The following is a 15545-nucleotide window of genomic DNA, read 5'->3' on the forward strand; positions in this document are numbered from 1 at the left end:
GACATCGGCAGCTAGCCCGGTCGGCTTCCTGGCACCGTCGCCGACGAGAGCGGAGCAGCGACGGCGGTGAGGTCGGTGGCGACCGGGACGAGTGCGGCCAGCTCGATCCCGGCGTCGCCGAGGTCACCGGCGGCGAGTTCGGCGACCGCGCGCCAGGGGACGTCCTCGTCGAGGGGACGATGCGCCCGACAGCTGCGCCCCCAGCCGCCGCGGATTCCCGACTCGCGGCGTCACGACGAGTCGCCACGCGGGTACTGCACATCGGCGACCACGATCCGAGTGGTGAGCACATGTGCGTTTCCCCTCGTACCGTGGAGGCCTGACCATAGAGGAAAGGCCGGATGGCGGAGAAGAGACGCAAGTTCGATCGGGAGTTCCGTGAGGGTGCGGTGCGGATCGTGCGCGAGACCGGGCGGCCGGTCGCGCAGGTTGCCCGTGAGCTGGGGGCAACGAGGGCACGCTGACGACCTGGGTTGCCCGGCAGCAGCGCGACGGAGCAGCCGGTGACCTGCTCAGCGAGTCCGAACGCGAGGAGCTGTTGCGGTTGCGGCGTGAGAACGCCGAGCTGGCGACGGAGCGTGATGTGCTCGAGCGATCAGTGGTCGGAGTGGGTGAAGGAGGCGACCAAGTGAGCGCGGCCCGGCTGATCGCCTCCCAGAGGGCCGAATACGGTGTCCCGCCCGCACGCCGTTTCCTGCCCCGCTCGTGATGTCAGCGAGTCGTGGTTCTACAAGTGGAACGACCGTGAGCCCACACCGCGCCGGCAGCGCCGTGAACAGTTGACCGCGGCGATCGGCAAGGAGTTCGAGGACTACGGCCGCACCTACGGCAGCCCGTGCAGGCAGTGCAGGAACATCTCCGCGAAAAGTAGCGCTAAGGGCGTAGGTTCGGCCGGAGACCCTTTGGTCCAACAGAGTGGCTCGTTGGTGAGCGGCGTTGCGCTGTAGGTGATTTCATGTCGCGGTGATGGATGAGGGCTACGGCCGGTTCGGTTCGTACTCGCGCGTGGAGATGGAACGGTTCTTCCATCTGGACGACGAGGACCGGCGGCTGGTCTCGTTGCGGCGCCGCGACTACAACCGGCTTGGCTTCGCTGTGCAGATGATCACGGTCCGCCATCTGGGGATGTTCCTGCCCGACCCGTTGGAGGTTCCGTCGGAGATGGTCGAGTATCTGGCCGAGCAGTTGGGCATCGATGATCCCTCGTGTGTGAAGAGTTACGCCGATCGGCGGATGACCCGTTTCGAGCACGCGAACGAGATCCAGCAGGAGTACGGCCTGACCGCGTTCGCAGAGGTGGAGGCGGAGCTGGCGGCGTGGATCGCTGACCAGGCGTGGATGACCGGCGACGGGCCGAAGGCCATCTTTGCCGACGCGGTGGCCTGGCTGCGTGCCCGCCAAGCCCTGTTGCCGGGCATCACGACGCTGGAGAGGCTGGTCGTGGAGGGCCGAAAGGCTGCCGACCAACGGTTGTGGTCTCAGCTTGCCAGCCAGGTTCCGGCGGCGACGTGGACAGCGCTGTCGGCGCTTCTGGACGCACCGGTGGACGGCAAACGACGGGTCAGTGAGCTGGAACGCCTGCGCAAGGGCGTGTTCCGTGCCAGCTCGAGGGGCCTGGTAGCGGCGGTGAACCGGTTGGCCGAGTTGGTGGCGGTGGTCGGTGCGGTGGATATGTCAGCGGTTCCGCCGCGACGGTTGGTCGGTTTGGCGACTTATGGGTTGTCTAGCAAGGCGGCGCAGCTGCGTCGTCTCGAGCCGCGTGAACACCGTGTGGCGGTGCTGGTCGCGACGGTGAGGGTGCTCTCGGCGCGAGCGACCGACGATGTGCTCGAGTTGTTCGATCTGTTGATGGTCACCGATTTGATGTCGAAGGCCGAGCGGGAGTCCCGCGAGGAGAAGCTGCGCCGGTACCCACGAGTGTCGCGCTACGCGGGCAGGCTCGCCGCGGCGGTGAAGGTGCTGCTGGAGATGACCGAGGTGAAGCCGGATCTGAGCTTGGAGGTGATGTGGGACCACATCGAGCACACGGCCACCAAGAGCGAGTTGCGTGCCGCGGTCGCGGTCATCGACGAGTTGGTTCCGGTCGATGACGCCGAACTGAACGGGCAACGCCTCGAGGAGTTGTCGGGTCGATTGGCCACGGTCCGGATCTTCCTGCCGTCGATGATGGGCACCGTCGAGTTCGGGGCCAGCACCGACGGTGCTCCGGTGTTGGCAGCGATGAAGACCCTCGCGGAGTTGATGACCACGAAGACGAAGCTGCCCGCGACCTGGCTCGACGCCCGCAAGGTCGACCACGACCTGATCGGCGGCGCCTGGAAACGCCTCGTCTACCGGGAAGGCCGACCGCCGGAGACTGTCGACCGGGCCGCATACACGCTGTGCCTGCGCGAGCAGTTCCACCGGCATCTCAAGCACCGCAACATCTTCGCCCCGTCCTCCTCGCGGTGGCGTGACCCTCGAGCGCACCTGCTCTCCGGGGAGGTGTGGGAGCGGACCCGCGAGGTGGGCATGAACGCGCTGAGCCTGCCGGCGGACCCGAAAGCACTGCTGACCGACCACGCGGCCGCGCTCGACACCGCCTACCGCGAGGTCGCATCACGCCTGGACGGGGACGGCCCGGCGACCGTCGACGAGGACGGCAAGCTGCACCTGGTCGCGCTCAAAGCGGTTCCCGACCCGCCGTCGCTGGTCGATCTGCGCCGTCGGGTCGAGCGGATGGTCCCCGAGATCGACTTGCCCGAGCTGGTCCTCGAAGTCACGTCGTGGGTGCCCGGTTTCACCGAGGCGTTCACCCATGCCTCCGGAAACGACGCCCGCGTCGCCGATCTCGGGCTGTCGGTCGCGGCGGTGCTGTGCGCGCACGCGATGAACGTGGGTTTCAAACCGGTGACCAGCCCCGGTGTGGAGGCGTTGACCCGCGACCGGCTCCACCACGTCGACCAGCACTATGTGCGGCTGGAGACGCTGACCAGGGCCAACGTTGCGTTGATCGAGGCCCAAGCCGAGGTGTCGCTGGCGCAGACCTGGGGCGGTGGGTTGCTCGCCTCGGTAGACGGTATCCGCTTCGTGGTCCCGGTCCGCACCATCCACGCGCGGCCGAACCCGAAATACTTCGGTCGCAAACGCGGCATCACCTGGCTGAACATGCTCAACGACCAAGCGGCCGGGTTGGCGGCGAAGGTGGTGCGCGGGACACCGCGCGACTCTCTGCACTTCGTCGACGTCGTGCAACTCCAGCAGGGCGGCAAGGTGCCCGAAGCGATCATCACCGACCGGCTCCTACTCCGACATCGTGTTCGGGCTGATCCACCTCGCCGACCGCCAATACCGGCCCCAGCTGGCGAACCTGCCCGACCAACGGCTGTGGCGCTTCGACCCGAACGCCGACTACGGGCCGCTCAACCACGCCGCCCGCGGCCACATCGACACCGAGAAGATCACCACGCATTGGGAGGACATGTGCCGGGTCGCGGTGTCGATCCACTCTGGCGAGGTCTCCGCCCACGACGTCACCCGCATGATCTCCCGCGACGGCAACCCGACCCCGTTGGGCCAGGCCATCGCCCACTACGGACGGATCTTCAAGACCTTGCACATCCTGCGCCTGGCCGACGACGAACCCTACCGACGCGAAGGGAAAACTCAAGCCAACCTCGTGGAAGGACGCCACGACCTGGCCCGGCGGATCTACCACGGCATGAAGGGCGAGATGGTGCGCACCTACTACGAGGGTATGGAGGACCAGCTGTCCGCGCTCGGGCTGGTGCTCAACTGCGTCGTGCTGTGGAACACCGTCTACTGCAACCGCGCCTTGGATCAGCTACGCGAGCAGGACTATCCGGTCCTGGACACCGACGCGCAACGATTGTCGGCGTTCATCCGCGACCACATCGGCATCGACGGCCACTACGCCTTCCACCTGCCCGACCTCGCCGGCGCCCACCGACCGCTGCGCGATCCCGGCAGCTCCGACGACAACTGATGGCTGAGCAAGGACTCTTCGCCCGCACTGTCTAGAACGGTTCGGAACCGAGTCGCCAGGTGCACGAGCGAGGCCGCTCAGCAGATGCCCGCCCCGGTCGTCGCCGATGCCCTCGGCTATCACCCCGTCACCACGACGAAGCGTGCCGCCGAGGCCGCAGCCACCTGGAGCCGCTACGTCACCGCACCCCGGTTGATCACCCGAAGGTTGGACATCGTCGGAACCCCCGAAGGTTGAATAGGCGATCTCACCAGTCGACGACCCCGGCAACCGCGACACGCGATCTCGACATCTCCGAACCGCTCACCTTCGCGATGTTTGTTTGCTCGCCGCCCGTTGCTCATGAGCGGTGTTGTGGGACGGGGTTGTCGTGTGCGTCGCGGGCGCGGGCGATAGTGGCACGGTGACGTTCGGCCCACTCGGTGAGGCCGAGCAGGTGGTCGTACAGCTCGCGGGCCATGTCGGTGGCGATGTATTCGACCTTGGGTGGCACGGTGGGGTACACGGTGCGCACCAGCAAGCCGTCTCGCTCCAGATTGCGCAGGGTCAGCGTCAGCATCCGTCGACTGATGCCATTGATCGCGCGCTCCAGTTCGGTGAAGCGCACCGGTCCGCGGGTCGCCTCCATCAGGACGCCGATGCTCCACTTGCCACTCACCCGGCCGAGGACGTCGAGAACTGTGCACACCTCCCCGCCGTTGACCTGGTCGGGAACACAGCTGTTGCGCAGTGACATGAATGTGCCTTCTTCCGCCGGAGCTCGAAATCGCGAAACATGATCACGGTAACAACTCGTGCACCCATGGAGGTCAGACCCTTATGCCAATTACGTTCGACGATGCGACGCGGGAGCTGCTCGACGGCACGAACTTCGCCACGGTGGCGACGTTGAACCCCGACGGCGAACCGCAGACGTCGGTGGTGTGGATCCTGCGCGAGGGCGACACGGTGATGTTCTCCAGCACCACCAACCGGCAGAAGGTCCGCAACCTCACCCGCGATCCGCGGATCAGCCTGACCGTCCTCGACACCACGAACCCGTACCGCACGGTGGAGATCCGCGGCACCGCCGAGCTCGTCGAGGACCGCGACCGCGCCGTCCAGCGCGAGGTCTCGCACAAATACCTGGGAGAGGACCCGCCGTCCGACCCCGAAGGCACGGTACGCGTGATCGTCCGCGTCATCCCGCACAAGGTCGGCGGCTTCTCGAACTGAGACCCCACACGAGGGAAAGAAGGCATCCACACATGCACATGGGGAATGGGGTGAACCGCCGGATGCGCATGGCGACCCAGTTCACCTACGGAGGCCCGGACGTCTTGACAGTCGTCGAGACCGATCGGCCCGGCCCGCAGCCCGGCGAGGTCCTGGTACAGGTGACGGCGGCCTCGGTCAACCATGGCGAGATCAAGATACGCGCCGGCCTGATACCGCAGATCGGCCCGCCGCCGTTCACGCTGGGCTCCGACCTGGCCGGGATCGTCGCCGCGACAGCACCCGACGTGACACGCTTCCGCCCTGGCGACGAGGTGTATGGGATCTATTTCATCGGCACCTACGCCGACTACGTCACCGTTCCGGCCACGAACTTGGCACCCATTCCGGCTGGCCTCGACCACGTCCACGCCGCGGCGCTACCCATCGCCGCACTCACCGCCTGGCAAGCACTCGTGGACATGGCCAACGTCCACACAGGACACCGCATCTTGATTCACGCGGCAGCCGGTGGCGTCGGTCATCTCGCCGTGCAGATCGCGAAACTGCGCGGCGCGTACGTCATCGCCACCGCACGCGCGGCGAACCACGACTTCCTGTATGCCCTGGGCGCTGATGAGATCATCGACTACACCCGTGCCGACTTTACAAAAACCATCCAAGACGCCGACGTGGTCCTGGACCTGATCGGCGGGCAGTACGGGCCTCGCTCGCTGACCTCACTACGCCCCGGCGGCCTGCTCCTGAGCACCGCCATGGATCCCGGAATCACCCCTGCCCAAGCCGCCGCGCACGGCCGCCGGTACGCCTCAGTCCAGGTCCGTCCATCCAGCACCGACCTGGAAACGATCTCCGAACTCGTCCGGGACGGAAAGCTGCAAGCCCATGTTCAGCGAACCTTCCCACTCGACGAACTACCCCACGCACACCAACTCATCGAAAGCGGCCACGTCACCGGAAAGCTCATCATCACCCTCGACTCCACCAATCGTGCCCGGGCATCCCGACAATCGGATTAGGGGGACCTGTTCGGGCAGCTGCCGCTGCCCCTCGGTGTTGCTGGACACGAAGGCTCCACCGTGATCGTCGGACTCAACGGGCTGCGCCTGCTCTCCCGCCGCGCCTGGACATCAGCAGCGAGAGGCACACAACCACGATGAACAAACCCGGGTGAGGTGTGGCTCGTGGTCGGACGAGCGCATCAACGTCCGCCGACCAGGAGAGGGCCTCTGTCTATCTCGGTCGCCGTCGCGCGGCCGGATCGCTGTCGGCTTGGAACCGCACGAGCCCGTCGTCGGACACCCTCGCGTACTTCGCCAGGCTCCGCACCGACGTGTGCCCGGACAACTTCATCAACACCGGCGTCGACGCGCCGTCCTCGGCCGCGTGCGTCAGGCGCGAATGCCGAAGCTGATGCAACGTGTACGGGCCGTTGTCGTAGTCGGCGGTGTGGATCTCGAACAGCTCGGCCGCGCGCCGGTAGGACAGTCGCCCACGCAGCGTCGCCGGGTCGACGTCGTTGGTGGCCACTGATGGGCGGGCCTTGCGGTCGGTGAGGAACACCGGCCCGGACCTGCGGCCAGCCAACAACCGGGGCAACAAGCGGGCGGTGCCGGTCTGCCAGGCGATCAGATCACGCGCCCCGCCCTTGCGGGTCACCACCGCGCACCGATTCGCGGTATCCAGCTCGGGTACGTCGAGCATCAGTACCTCTTCGGCGCGGGCACTGGACTCGTACAGCATGTGCCACAACACCCGTTCCCGCAGCGGCGCATCCGATCCCAGAATGTCGGCGACTCGCTGCTTGCGCAGCGCCCGGCTGGTGTCCGGCGGTGCCGGTTTGGCGCGAAGGCGCACCAACCGATCCCCGACCAACCAGCCCTGTTCGCGCCAGTACACGCACGCCGACGAGAGCGCGGTCAACCTGATGTTGAACGTCTTGGCCGCCTTCGCGCCCCACACGAAGGTGAACCACCCGCTCACCCGATCCGGCTCCCGATCCAGCAGCGCCACGTTCGTGTCGGCGCCGAAATCGCGCACCAGCCGATCCAGCGCGGCCGCGTAGGTCTCGCGGGTGTTCTCGGCCGGGATCGTCGCGAGGTACACCGTCACCGCGTCGGCGAGACGGACCCCGCTCGCCGGCGTCGGCAGCATCCGAACCCGACCCATCCGGACCTCCGCCCGCGCTACCGCACATAGTTTCCCGAGTCGGCCGGCCTCGAAAGGTTTGTCGCGCCAGCTCGACTCGGACCCTACCGCACATAGTGCGCTGCTATGTGCGGTAACTCCTTAGCGCTACTTTTCGCGGAGATGTTCCTGCACTGCCGTGCATCGGCGCGCTGAACTGCTGGCGGTGCGCCCGATCCCCGGCAAGGAGCCATGGGAGCATGGCGCGATCTCGACCGCCGAGTGGGCCGGGCCCAATCTGGCCGATGTACTGCAGGCGGCCGGGGTGGACCACGATGACCGACTGCACGTCGCATTCGCTGCGCCCGACGTGGCCCAAGAGGCCCGTCTGGTCCAGTCCTACGGCAGCTCCGGCTCGACCAGTACGCCCATGGCTTGGTCGAGGAGTTCGGACAACGGAGTGGTCCCGTCGGCTGCCCTCCAGGCGTCGGTTGCGGCGTCGAGGCAGGAAATCGCCGACGCCACAAGGGCCTGGGCGCGGAGGTCGTTCGTGGACTCCGGGTCTCCGCCGAGCCGGCGGGAGATCTCCGGCACCAGGAGGGACTTCGTCGAGGCCCGCAACCTTGGCCAGCGCGCGGTGGCCGAATTTGGAGTTGTCGGCGACAACGATGGTGGTGGTTCGGGCGAGGGCGATCATGGCGCGTTTGACGGGTATTTCCAGAGTGTTGGTGTTGGTGATGCCAGCGGTAGCGTCGACGGCGTCGGCGCCGAGGAAGGTCCAGTCGGCGGCGTAGTCACGCAGGAACTCGACCGTCCGTTGGCCGGCCAGTGTGTAGACCGATCCGAGAAGTTCGCCGCCGGTGACGAGTAGCCGGAAGCCGCGTAGGCCGGCAATGCATTTAGCGATGCGCAGGTCGTTGGTGATCACCGTCAATTCATTGTGGATCTCGGCTATGCAGGGGTCAGCTCGACCAAGCAAAGCCTCGACCGCCAGCTGTCCGCGCTCGCCGACGCCGGGATTCCGGGCCCGCGGATCTATGTCGACAAGAAGACCGGCGCGACCGTCGACCGGCCCGGCCTGACCAAGCTACTCGCCTACGCGCGCCCCGGCGACCGGATCGTGGTGCATACCCTGGACAGGTTAGGCCGCAACCTGCGAGAGGTGCTGAACCTCATCCACGATCTGCGCCAGCTCGGGATCGGGGTGAAGTCGCTGGCTGACGATTCATCGCCCAAAACTGTGGTATGGGCCAACGCCGACCGACTGGATCTGCGGTAGGTGCACATTCCGAACCAGGGCCGCGGTGCGGGCGTTCGCGTCGGCGCAATCGTTGGCTGGCAGATGCTGACCGTGGTGCTCAGTCACCGACTGAGCACGCGGCCTGGATCAGTTGTTGGCCTGGGCCGCAAGGAGGTCATGGCGGGGCACCGGAGCAGTGTTGTGTTCTTGGAAGCATGTCGAGGATGCGCGGCAGGTGCCCATGGGAAGCATTCCGCGTGTGGATTACGGAGCGTTGTAGAGCACTGGTGAAGGTCATATCTTTGGACCGTGCGCTAATCCCCGTGCCAGCGCTGGTAACACTCCGGCATCTGCGATCGGCGTGGGTTTGTCGAACGCGCGGTAATGCCGGTGTGCGAGCAGTGTCGATGATTGAGGTAGGCGGGCGTCACCGACCTCGGGCTCGCACGTAATCGGGATTCTGCTGCCTTGGTGCAGGAGTAAAGGCGGCTGCTGCGCTAACGATCGGTACGGCGGTGGCACAGTGGACCGGAGGTGGGCCCGAATGAGGAGTAACAGACGTTGAGCGAACGTATCCCTAGCCGGTGGGAGGAGCTCACTGCTGCCGACCCTGCGCATTCGACGTGGTATGTGGAGCGGTTCCGGGCATTGGCGGCGCAAGGCACGGACATCGTCGGGGAGGCGCGGCTGGTCGACGCAATGCTCGAGCGCGGTGCCCGGGTCCTGGATGCGGGGTGCGGTCCGGGACGTGTGGGTGGCTACCTGCACCGAGCTGGTCACGTCGTGGTCGGCGTCGATGTCGATCCGGCGTTGATCGCTGCGGCGGAGCAGGACTATCCCGGTCCAACCTGGATAGTCGGTGATCTCGCCGAACTGGACTTGCCGGGCCGTGGGATCGCCGCCGACTTCGATGTCATCGTGTGCGCGGGAAACGTGATGACGTTTCTGGCGCCGTCCACCCGGGAGGCGGTGCTGGCCGGGTTCACCCGCAACCTCGCCCCGGCCGGTCGCGTGATTATTGGGTTCGGCGCCGATCGTGGTTACGAGTTCCCGCAGTTCCTGGCCGACGCCCAGGACGCCGGACTCACGATGGATTTGCGGCTTTCGACGTGGGATCTACGCCCGTTCACCGACGATTCCGACTTTCTGGTGACGGTGTTCTCGCGCGCAGGGTGAAAGCCTGCGCAGGCAAGTGAGTGTCCCGATCCAAGACCTGATTACATTGCCGCACGATCACTTCGACTCGAGCAGACGACCACGATTTGATGTACTGCCGCTTACGGCGATGATCGGACCGGCCAGGCCGCGGCTGGCCGTTTGCGGCACCTGGCCGATTCGACCGCGCGGGCCGCGGCAATGAAGCACCATAACCGCTGCGGCATAGGAGTTGCCCTTGTCCTGTTCGAGGTAGACGATCCACGCGGCGTCCATATCCTGGGTGACCGCGTCGATCGGCGCGCGTTCGCCGAGCGCAGACAGCCCTGCGGCTCAGCCGCAAGAACGCCGAGCGCCAAGCGCCAAGACAGGGTTGAAGGGATACAGCCGTCGCCGCGGCCGGTCAGCGATGGCATGGCGACCCTGTTGGGCTACTGGACCGCTACGAGCAATTGCGCGCTGAACTGGCGGCCGTCGCCGACGATACTGCGGGCCTGAATGTGGCGGAGGAATACACAGTGACCGACCCGGTGTCGCGCATGGTTGTTGAGCGAGTCGATTTTCTCCCCAGCCGCGCGGAATGGGTATTCGTTACCGGCGTGCTGTCGGGCGACCCCGTCCATATCGGTGACACAGTGTCCGTCGACGACGGTGCCCAGAAAACCGTCACCACGATCAAATCCATCGAGATCCACAGCCCACCAGGCAAAACGACGATCGCGCTGGATGCCGGCCTCCGGTCGCTGATCACCACGGGCACAGTGATCAGCCGTCGGGAATGAACTGGTGAGCGAACTCTGCGTCAAGAACATCTTTCTCGGTGAGCTTCCGGCTGGGCGTTCGTTGTCAGTGGGCGATCGAAGATCTCACCGTCGGCAGGCAAGTTGAGCTGCACAAGAAGGAAGGAACGACCTGTCGAGGAGTTCTGGAAGCACTCGACTTCCATCCGCCCGCGCCGGTCAAAGCCTCGCTCGTCTTCACCATGTGTCGTCCCATCGAACCAGGTGATCTGATCTATTTACTGCCGGCAAACGAAGGACCCGACTCACGGCCATGACCGACCTGCAGGAGTGGGAGCAGCAGCTCCAGCAAGACCTCGCCGAGATCCACGGAAACAGTCAGCAACTGGCCAAGCAGGCGGCCGGACTACGGGGCCGTGGCGAAGTCCGTGGCGTCCTGGTCGAGGTCGACACCGCAGGCGCGGTTACTAACCTGCAGATCGCGCCCGGCGCCATGAAATGGACCAACACCCAGCTCACCAGCGCCCTGCTCGACTGCCACCGCAAGGCCCGCACCGATGCAAAAGCCAAGGTCGAACGCCTCCTGCAGAAATCCGATCCCCGCATCCGCAACCAAGCCAACCTCCTCAAGAACCCGCCGGCATCCAGAGACCGCCGAGACAGGCCGATGAGCGAAGCCGAACTCCGAGCCGCCGACGATGCCTACTTCGAACGCCGAAACCTCCACGGCGGCTGGACTGATCGGTAGCCAGCACGTGCATCCGCAGTCGGATGCTCATCCACCGTCGAGCCCATCATCCCCCGCCCGCGGGGTCGGTACCATGATCAGTTGGTTGATATCGAGGCCCACTACCGCTCAGATTTCCACCCAATCGAACCTCTGGAAGTTGCACTGCGACAGGCGAATTACTGGTGACCCGTCTTCGTTGCTGCGGAGAAACGGATCTCAGCTCTCGCTTGGATCAGGTCGTCGGCGCGATGCTCCTGCTCGAGCCATAATCTGCCGTCGCGTCTGGTGTCGGCCGCCTCCAGCGGGGTACATGTCGTCGACCATCTAGGACGAGCACGGCCACGTTTCGCGAGCGGCCATCAGTGGCGGCCACAATCCGGTCTGTTGGTCCAGTCGCGGAACGCCTCCCATAGTGCGAGTGCCGCGGTCGGCGTTTCAGTTGGTTTATCGAAGTGCCGGGTCATTTGTGTCCCGGCGCCCGTTCACCGGTCTGGGGTTGACACACTGAATGCTGGATCGCGGGGTCGGTATCGTCAGAGTTCGTTGTCCGGGCCGTGCAGTTGCGTGTCGAGTTTGGTCAGGAATCGCTTGAAGTGCGGATCGGTCTCGGGCAGGCCGTGCTGGTCGATGTCCCACCATCGGCCCTCGGCGAATTCTGTGGGGTCGAGTGCGTATTCGCGGGAGCGGTCACCTCGTATCACGTACCACGCGCTGACATCCTGGTGTCCGCTGTCGATACCGACCGTTGTTGTCACGGTCAGCATCAAGGGTCGGTCACCGATGACGCTGAACTCGGCGTGGACGCCGAGTTCTTCGAATGCTTCCCGCCGGGCGGCCGTGAGGGGGTGTTCACCGGGTTCGACGTGGCCGCCGGTCGGCAGCCAGAGTCCGGCGTTGAGGTGGTGGCCCAGAAAGACTGCTCGGCGGTCCGGATCCACCAGGACCACATACGCGACCAAGTGGCGTGGCGGGGTGGCGGGTCTGACGCGGCGGAAGATGTCGTCGGTCGCCGCGAGCCATGCCAGAGTTGTGTCGATGTGTTCGCGCTCGAGGTCATCCAACGGCTCGATTTTTCTTATGGTCTCAGCGACGATCGCGGTAGCAGCCTGCACGGCAGCCGACTGTAGCGACAACCACCGACAGCTCCGCCTGGCTTCGGCATGTCGGGACGAGGTGTCGATATGTCGAAGCGGCGGTGCGGTCGCGGCGCGGACCGTGTCTCGCCGACCAGAGCGAGACAGACTGGTGCGGACTCTGATCGAGACTCACCGATCTGCGTCGCTGGCCACGGGCCGGGTGATCAATTGCTGATGACGATGTCGACGACGGTATGAGCGAGCTCGCGTACGCCGCTGTCGAGTACATCGGCTTGATAGGCAGGCCAGTCGGCTAGTTTGGGGTTGTCGCGTTCGGCGCGCCGGTGGGTCATCCGGGTTCGGATCTGTGCTGCCGGGCTGTCGAGCCACACCATAGTCAGCGGTGCTGGGAGCTGATGCCGGAGCGAACCCGCATCCGCTCGGCGAGGGAGATACCGGCGCCGGCTGCTTGGCGGATGACTTCGAGGAACGGCGCGTCGAGCACGACCGGGTGTCGGGCGGCGACGGTCAACCCGGTGCGAAGCAGGCCATCGTAGATGTGCGGAGCGATCAGCCTTCGGTAGGTTTGGCTGTCACGGTCGTGCGGATCACCGGTCAGTTCCAGCATCACCGCTTGCTCCAAGCCTGGAGCCAGGGTGTCTTTGTCCAGCACCGTCGCCCCCACGGATGAGGCTAGGTAGGCGGCGGCCGTGGATTTTCCAGAGGCAGGGAATCCGCACAGTGCTATGGCGCCGAATCCGTTGAGCTGGGCGGCGCACTCCTGCAGGGCGGACCGCACATGCTGCGGTAGCGCTGCGGTCTGCGGGTGCAAGACGGGTGATGCGCTCAGTCGGTTATCGGATTCGGCTGGCACGGACGCCAGTTCATCACAGCCCGCTGACTGGTCGGCGGTGAATCTGTGCGATGTCAGGATCGTCGTTCAGGCGGCGGGCGATGTCTCGGGGCAACGGCCCAGGGTTGTTCTTCACGCGGCGCGGCCGCTGATTGTCTCGAGTGCTCGACAGCTGGAGATGAGTTGTCCGGCGCCGAGGAGCCGGGACATGTGCAGTAGTGCGGATTCGTGTACCTGCTGCGGCGGATGCTTGCTGGCGTTGGAGGTGCAGGCGTCGGTGATCACCCACGGCGTCAATCCGGCCTCGAAGACATCCCACGCCGTTTTGAATATGCAGGCGTCGGTGGCGATCCCAGCCAGATATATATCGGTAACATTGAGGTCGGTAATCAAGGTGGTTGCTTGTGGGGTGAGCGCGGTATAGCTGGTCTTGTCCAGCACGTGAATTCGCGGGTCACGGGTGTGGTGTTCGAGGTCGGCGACGATATCGGTGTCGGGAGCGTCGAGCATGCGGCTCCAGCCGAGGAGCCGTTCGAACGGCGACCCGCGGTAGTTGAAGTATCGGGTGAACACCACTGGCGCAGCAGTCTTCAGCCACCGATCGACCAGATCGGCTACAACGGGAACGATATGCGCGCACGACGGAGCCAGGAATCCGTTCTGGACATCGACCACCATCAACATCGGCACACAACCGAACTCGGTGGCCGAAGGATCATCCCGCGTCGGACCCATAGTTTTCCTCCGCACCGGTCGTCAGCGAGCACGCAACGAGATCAAGGGTAGCCACCGCTACCGTGCGGGTGGCCGAAAAACGCGTCGACACCCGGCTGCCGGATGTTTACCGTTGTGGGTCATGGCACCGGTGTCCGGACTCTCGAACGCGGTCGAGGTAGTCCGTCTGCGGCCGCTGCGGGTATCGGATGAACAGGTGGTTCTCGCGGCGCACCAGGCTATGGCCGACAATGAAGGAATCACCTTCGCACTCGGCCTGATGCCCGCCATCCATGACTTGGATGGAGTATCTGTCCACGCTGGAGGACCATCGACGTGGGATAAACTTGCCCGCGGCATCGTTCCCGCCACCTACCTCGCCGCCACCGTCGACGACCAAGTAGTCGGACGCATGTAGATCAGGCACACCCTCAACGACGCACTGTGCCGCAGTGGCGGTCACATCGAGTACGGCGTGCTGCCGCAGTATCAGTGCCGGGGCTATGGCACCGCCATTCTCCATCACAGCATGACGATCGCCAGCGCAATCGGCGTCGAACGGATACTGATCACTTGCGACGACACAAATACCGGTTCGCGGCGCATCATCGAGTCCTGCGGCGGCGTTCTGGAAAGTTCGGTTATTGGACACTCGGTGCTCGAACGGAAGGGGCGGGCCCTCAACACGTTCGCTGTGTTCAACAGACGTGTCGAGGACTGCCCGTCCGTCCGCCCCGAATACCGGCTACTTGAATACCGGTCCCTGCCAGTCCGGAACCCTCTACTTGCGGTGCCTGCTCTTGGGTAGGCGCGGCGGGCTGCTGAGGGTGCAGCCGACGCAGAGGCTGTGACGGTGGCGTCAAAATCGGCTGATGCCAACATTTTCCGTGCGCTGTGGTGTCGAATTTCACCGAGTCAACGGTGTAGATGGCCGATGCCACTAGTCAGGAGCGCGTGCGTGGGACGTGAGATCGATTCCGCTGTCTTCCCTCATCTGGATGCGGACCTGGACCGTGTCCGTGAGGTTCTGGGGCCCGTGCGGTTTCGGGGCAGGCCTGAGCTGACCGCACTCACCGAGGAGGGGTCCGACACTTCTCGTCGGCTGGTGCGTCCGACGTTGACGTTGCTGTCGTACTATTTGCTCACCGATCCCGCGGCGCCAGCCGATGACCGGGCGGTACACGCCGCTGCCGGGGTGGAGTTGCTGCATCTGGGGTCGCTATATCACGACGACGTCATCGACCACGCGGACCAGCGCCGCGGCCGCCCCAGCGCCAACGCGGTGTGAGGTTCGCACATGGCCGTACTGGTTGAGGACTGCGTGACGTCCTCGGGCACGCGCATGCTGGTCGAACTCGGCCATCGCGAAGTTGCCGCGGCAGTGATCGCGAGTGAGCAGATGTGCGCGGGCATGGTACTCGAGGCCGCCGATGAGTATGTGGCCTCTCGCAGTGAGCAGTCCTACCTGGACTCGATCGGCGGCAAGACGGCGGCGTTGCTGTCGTTGGCGTGCCGGGTCGGCGCAATGCAGGCCGACTGCTCCGACGAGCAAGTAGAGGCGTTAGCCGAGTTCGGTCGATATTTCGGGCTGGCCTACCAGTTGTGGGACGACATCCTCGATGCGACCTCGACCGCCGAAGAAATGGGCAAACCGGTCAACACGGATATGTTCGAGGGCATCTACACCTTGCCGGTGATCCGCGCGGCCGC

19 protein-coding genes and 5 pseudogenes are annotated in these 15545 nt (G+C 65.2%); 16 read left to right on the forward strand and 8 right to left on the reverse strand.

From position 1 onward, the window contains the following. The first annotated feature begins 341 nt into the window (after positions 1–341). The 4 genes and pseudogenes from OH799_RS06905 (at position 342) to OH799_RS06920 (ending at position 4222) form a co-directional block, all read left to right on the forward strand. The gene (locus tag OH799_RS06905) at positions 342–464 is read left to right on the forward strand and encodes a transposase (RefSeq protein ID WP_406276849.1); all 123 of its coding nucleotides are present in this window, start codon (positions 342–344) and stop codon (positions 462–464) included. 80 nt (positions 465–544) lie between these two features. Further along, positions 545–709 carry a hypothetical protein gene (locus OH799_RS06910; RefSeq protein WP_406276851.1) on the forward strand — a complete coding sequence of 55 codons (165 nt, stop codon included), beginning with the start codon at positions 545–547 and terminating at the stop codon, positions 707–709. Positions 710–1011: 302 nt separating this feature from the next. Beyond that, positions 1012–3985: pseudogene (locus OH799_RS06915) on the forward strand (Tn3 family transposase). An 84-nt stretch (positions 3986–4069) separates the two neighbouring features. Then, complete coding sequence (locus OH799_RS06920; RefSeq protein WP_406276853.1) at positions 4070–4222, forward strand: hypothetical protein; 153 nt, start codon at positions 4070–4072, stop codon at positions 4220–4222. 103 nt (positions 4223–4325) lie between these two features. Here the strand turns inward: OH799_RS06920 and OH799_RS06925 are convergent, their stop codons facing one another. Beyond that, entirely contained in the window at positions 4326–4721 is a 396-nt protein-coding gene (locus tag OH799_RS06925; RefSeq protein ID WP_406276855.1) for a winged helix-turn-helix transcriptional regulator, read from the reverse strand. Between the two features lie 83 nt (positions 4722–4804). Between OH799_RS06925 and OH799_RS06930 the strand changes: the two genes are divergently transcribed. From OH799_RS06930 to OH799_RS06940, 3 genes and pseudogenes are all read left to right on the forward strand, one after another. Then, complete coding sequence (locus tag OH799_RS06930; protein WP_406276857.1) at positions 4805–5200, forward strand: PPOX class F420-dependent oxidoreductase; 396 nt, start codon at positions 4805–4807, stop codon at positions 5198–5200. Between the two features lie 32 nt (positions 5201–5232). Continuing rightward, on the forward strand, positions 5233–6219 hold the full coding sequence (locus OH799_RS06935) for an NADP-dependent oxidoreductase (protein WP_406276859.1): 987 nt from the start codon (positions 5233–5235) through the stop codon (positions 6217–6219). Positions 6220–6222: 3 nt separating this feature from the next. Beyond that, positions 6223–6360, forward strand: a pseudogene (locus tag OH799_RS06940) (cation-transporting ATPase); the annotation flags it as partial. Between the two features lie 73 nt (positions 6361–6433). Here OH799_RS06940 and OH799_RS06945 read toward each other — a convergent pair. After that, a complete protein-coding gene (locus OH799_RS06945; protein WP_406276861.1) occupies positions 6434–7369 on the reverse strand; it encodes a tyrosine-type recombinase/integrase in 936 nt (311 codons plus the stop codon). A 157-nt stretch (positions 7370–7526) separates the two neighbouring features. On the opposite strand from OH799_RS06945, the pseudogene OH799_RS06950 reads away from it, so the two are divergent. Beyond that, a pseudogene (locus OH799_RS06950) lies at positions 7527–7727 on the forward strand (molybdopterin-dependent oxidoreductase); the annotation flags it as partial. A 261-nt stretch (positions 7728–7988) separates the two neighbouring features. Here the strand turns inward: OH799_RS06950 and OH799_RS06955 are convergent. After that, positions 7989–8255, reverse strand: a pseudogene (locus tag OH799_RS06955) (DeoR/GlpR transcriptional regulator); the annotation flags it as partial. 12 nt (positions 8256–8267) lie between these two features. Here OH799_RS06955 and OH799_RS06960 point away from each other — a divergent pair. Beyond that, positions 8268–8606, forward strand: coding sequence for a recombinase family protein (locus tag OH799_RS06960; protein WP_406276863.1), 339 nt, complete (start codon positions 8268–8270; stop codon positions 8604–8606). Between the two features lie 522 nt (positions 8607–9128). Next, the gene (locus tag OH799_RS06965; protein ID WP_406276865.1) at positions 9129–9743 is read left to right on the forward strand and encodes a class I SAM-dependent methyltransferase; all 615 of its coding nucleotides are present in this window, start codon (positions 9129–9131) and stop codon (positions 9741–9743) included. 57 nt (positions 9744–9800) lie between these two features. Here the strand turns inward: OH799_RS06965 and OH799_RS06970 are convergent, their stop codons facing one another. Continuing rightward, entirely contained in the window at positions 9801–9998 is a 198-nt protein-coding gene (locus OH799_RS06970; protein WP_406276867.1) for a hypothetical protein, read from the reverse strand. A 176-nt stretch (positions 9999–10174) separates the two neighbouring features. Here OH799_RS06970 and OH799_RS06975 point away from each other — a divergent pair, with 176 nt between their 5' ends. The 3 genes from OH799_RS06975 to OH799_RS06985 are packed head-to-tail and all read left to right on the forward strand — an operon-like array spanning position 10175 to position 11210. Continuing rightward, positions 10175–10504 carry a hypothetical protein gene (locus OH799_RS06975; RefSeq protein WP_406276869.1) on the forward strand — a complete coding sequence of 110 codons (330 nt, stop codon included), beginning with the start codon at positions 10175–10177 and terminating at the stop codon, positions 10502–10504. Between the two features lie 38 nt (positions 10505–10542). Then, positions 10543–10779, forward strand: a complete 237-nt coding sequence (locus OH799_RS06980) for a hypothetical protein (protein WP_406276871.1) — start codon at positions 10543–10545, stop codon at positions 10777–10779. After that, positions 10776–11210 carry a hypothetical protein gene (locus tag OH799_RS06985; RefSeq protein ID WP_406276873.1) on the forward strand — a complete coding sequence of 145 codons (435 nt, stop codon included), beginning with the start codon at positions 10776–10778 and terminating at the stop codon, positions 11208–11210. Before OH799_RS06980 ends, OH799_RS06985 begins: the two co-directional genes overlap by 4 nt. 515 nt (positions 11211–11725) lie before the next feature. Here the strand turns inward: OH799_RS06985 and OH799_RS06990 are convergent. The 4 genes from OH799_RS06990 to OH799_RS07005 form a co-directional block, all read right to left on the reverse strand. Further along, a complete protein-coding gene (locus OH799_RS06990; RefSeq protein WP_406276875.1) occupies positions 11726–12304 on the reverse strand; it encodes an NUDIX hydrolase in 579 nt (192 codons plus the stop codon). A 188-nt stretch (positions 12305–12492) separates the two neighbouring features. After that, positions 12493–12621 carry a hypothetical protein gene (locus tag OH799_RS06995; RefSeq protein WP_406276877.1) on the reverse strand — a complete coding sequence of 43 codons (129 nt, stop codon included), beginning with the start codon at positions 12619–12621 and terminating at the stop codon, positions 12493–12495. Positions 12622–12665: 44 nt separating this feature from the next. Further along, positions 12666–13142: an AAA family ATPase gene (locus tag OH799_RS07000; RefSeq protein WP_406276879.1), complete on the reverse strand. Its 477-nt coding sequence runs from the start codon at positions 13140–13142 to the stop codon at positions 12666–12668. A 111-nt stretch (positions 13143–13253) separates the two neighbouring features. After that, the gene (locus tag OH799_RS07005; protein WP_406276881.1) at positions 13254–13856 is read right to left on the reverse strand and encodes a cysteine hydrolase family protein; all 603 of its coding nucleotides are present in this window, start codon (positions 13854–13856) and stop codon (positions 13254–13256) included. 121 nt (positions 13857–13977) lie between these two features. Between OH799_RS07005 and OH799_RS07010 the strand changes: the two genes are divergently transcribed. The 3 genes and pseudogenes from OH799_RS07010 to OH799_RS07020 all read left to right on the forward strand — a co-directional run. Beyond that, a complete protein-coding gene (locus OH799_RS07010) occupies positions 13978–14253 on the forward strand; it encodes a hypothetical protein (protein ID WP_406276883.1) in 276 nt (91 codons plus the stop codon). A gap of 24 nt (positions 14254–14277) precedes the next feature. Beyond that, positions 14278–14643 (forward strand): GNAT family N-acetyltransferase, encoded by a 366-nt coding sequence (locus OH799_RS07015; RefSeq protein ID WP_406281879.1) that lies wholly within the window; start codon positions 14278–14280, stop codon positions 14641–14643. A gap of 297 nt (positions 14644–14940) precedes the next feature. Continuing rightward, positions 14941–15537, forward strand: a pseudogene (locus OH799_RS07020) (polyprenyl synthetase family protein); the annotation flags it as partial. Positions 15538–15545 lie beyond the last annotated feature (8 nt).

Source organism: Nocardia sp. NBC_00881 (assembly GCF_045207455.1).
Taxonomy (GTDB): domain Bacteria; phylum Actinomycetota; class Actinomycetes; order Mycobacteriales; family Mycobacteriaceae; genus Nocardia.

Bases quoted from the DNA above. Each gene is read 5' to 3' on its own strand.
- OH799_RS06905 (WP_406276849.1), top strand. From the start codon at position 342: ATGGCGGAGAAGAGACGCAAGTTCGATCGGGAGTTCCGTGAGGGTGCG.
- OH799_RS06920 (WP_406276853.1), top strand. From the start codon at position 4,070: ATGCCCGCCCCGGTCGTCGCCGATGCCCTCGGCTATCACCCCGTCACC.
- OH799_RS06925 (WP_406276855.1), bottom strand. From the start codon at position 4,721: ATGTCACTGCGCAACAGCTGTGTTCCCGACCAGGTCAACGGCGGGGAG.
- OH799_RS06930 (WP_406276857.1), top strand. From the start codon at position 4,805: ATGCCAATTACGTTCGACGATGCGACGCGGGAGCTGCTCGACGGCACG.
- OH799_RS06935 (WP_406276859.1), top strand. From the start codon at position 5,233: ATGCACATGGGGAATGGGGTGAACCGCCGGATGCGCATGGCGACCCAG.
- OH799_RS06945 (WP_406276861.1), bottom strand. From the start codon at position 7,369: ATGGGTCGGGTTCGGATGCTGCCGACGCCGGCGAGCGGGGTCCGTCTC.
- OH799_RS06970 (WP_406276867.1), bottom strand. From the start codon at position 9,998: ATGGACGCCGCGTGGATCGTCTACCTCGAACAGGACAAGGGCAACTCC.
- OH799_RS06985 (WP_406276873.1), top strand. From the start codon at position 10,776: ATGACCGACCTGCAGGAGTGGGAGCAGCAGCTCCAGCAAGACCTCGCC.
- OH799_RS06995 (WP_406276877.1), bottom strand. From the start codon at position 12,621: ATGACCCACCGGCGCGCCGAACGCGACAACCCCAAACTAGCCGACTGG.
- OH799_RS07005 (WP_406276881.1), bottom strand. From the start codon at position 13,856: ATGGGTCCGACGCGGGATGATCCTTCGGCCACCGAGTTCGGTTGTGTG.
- OH799_RS07010 (WP_406276883.1), top strand. From the start codon at position 13,978: ATGGCACCGGTGTCCGGACTCTCGAACGCGGTCGAGGTAGTCCGTCTG.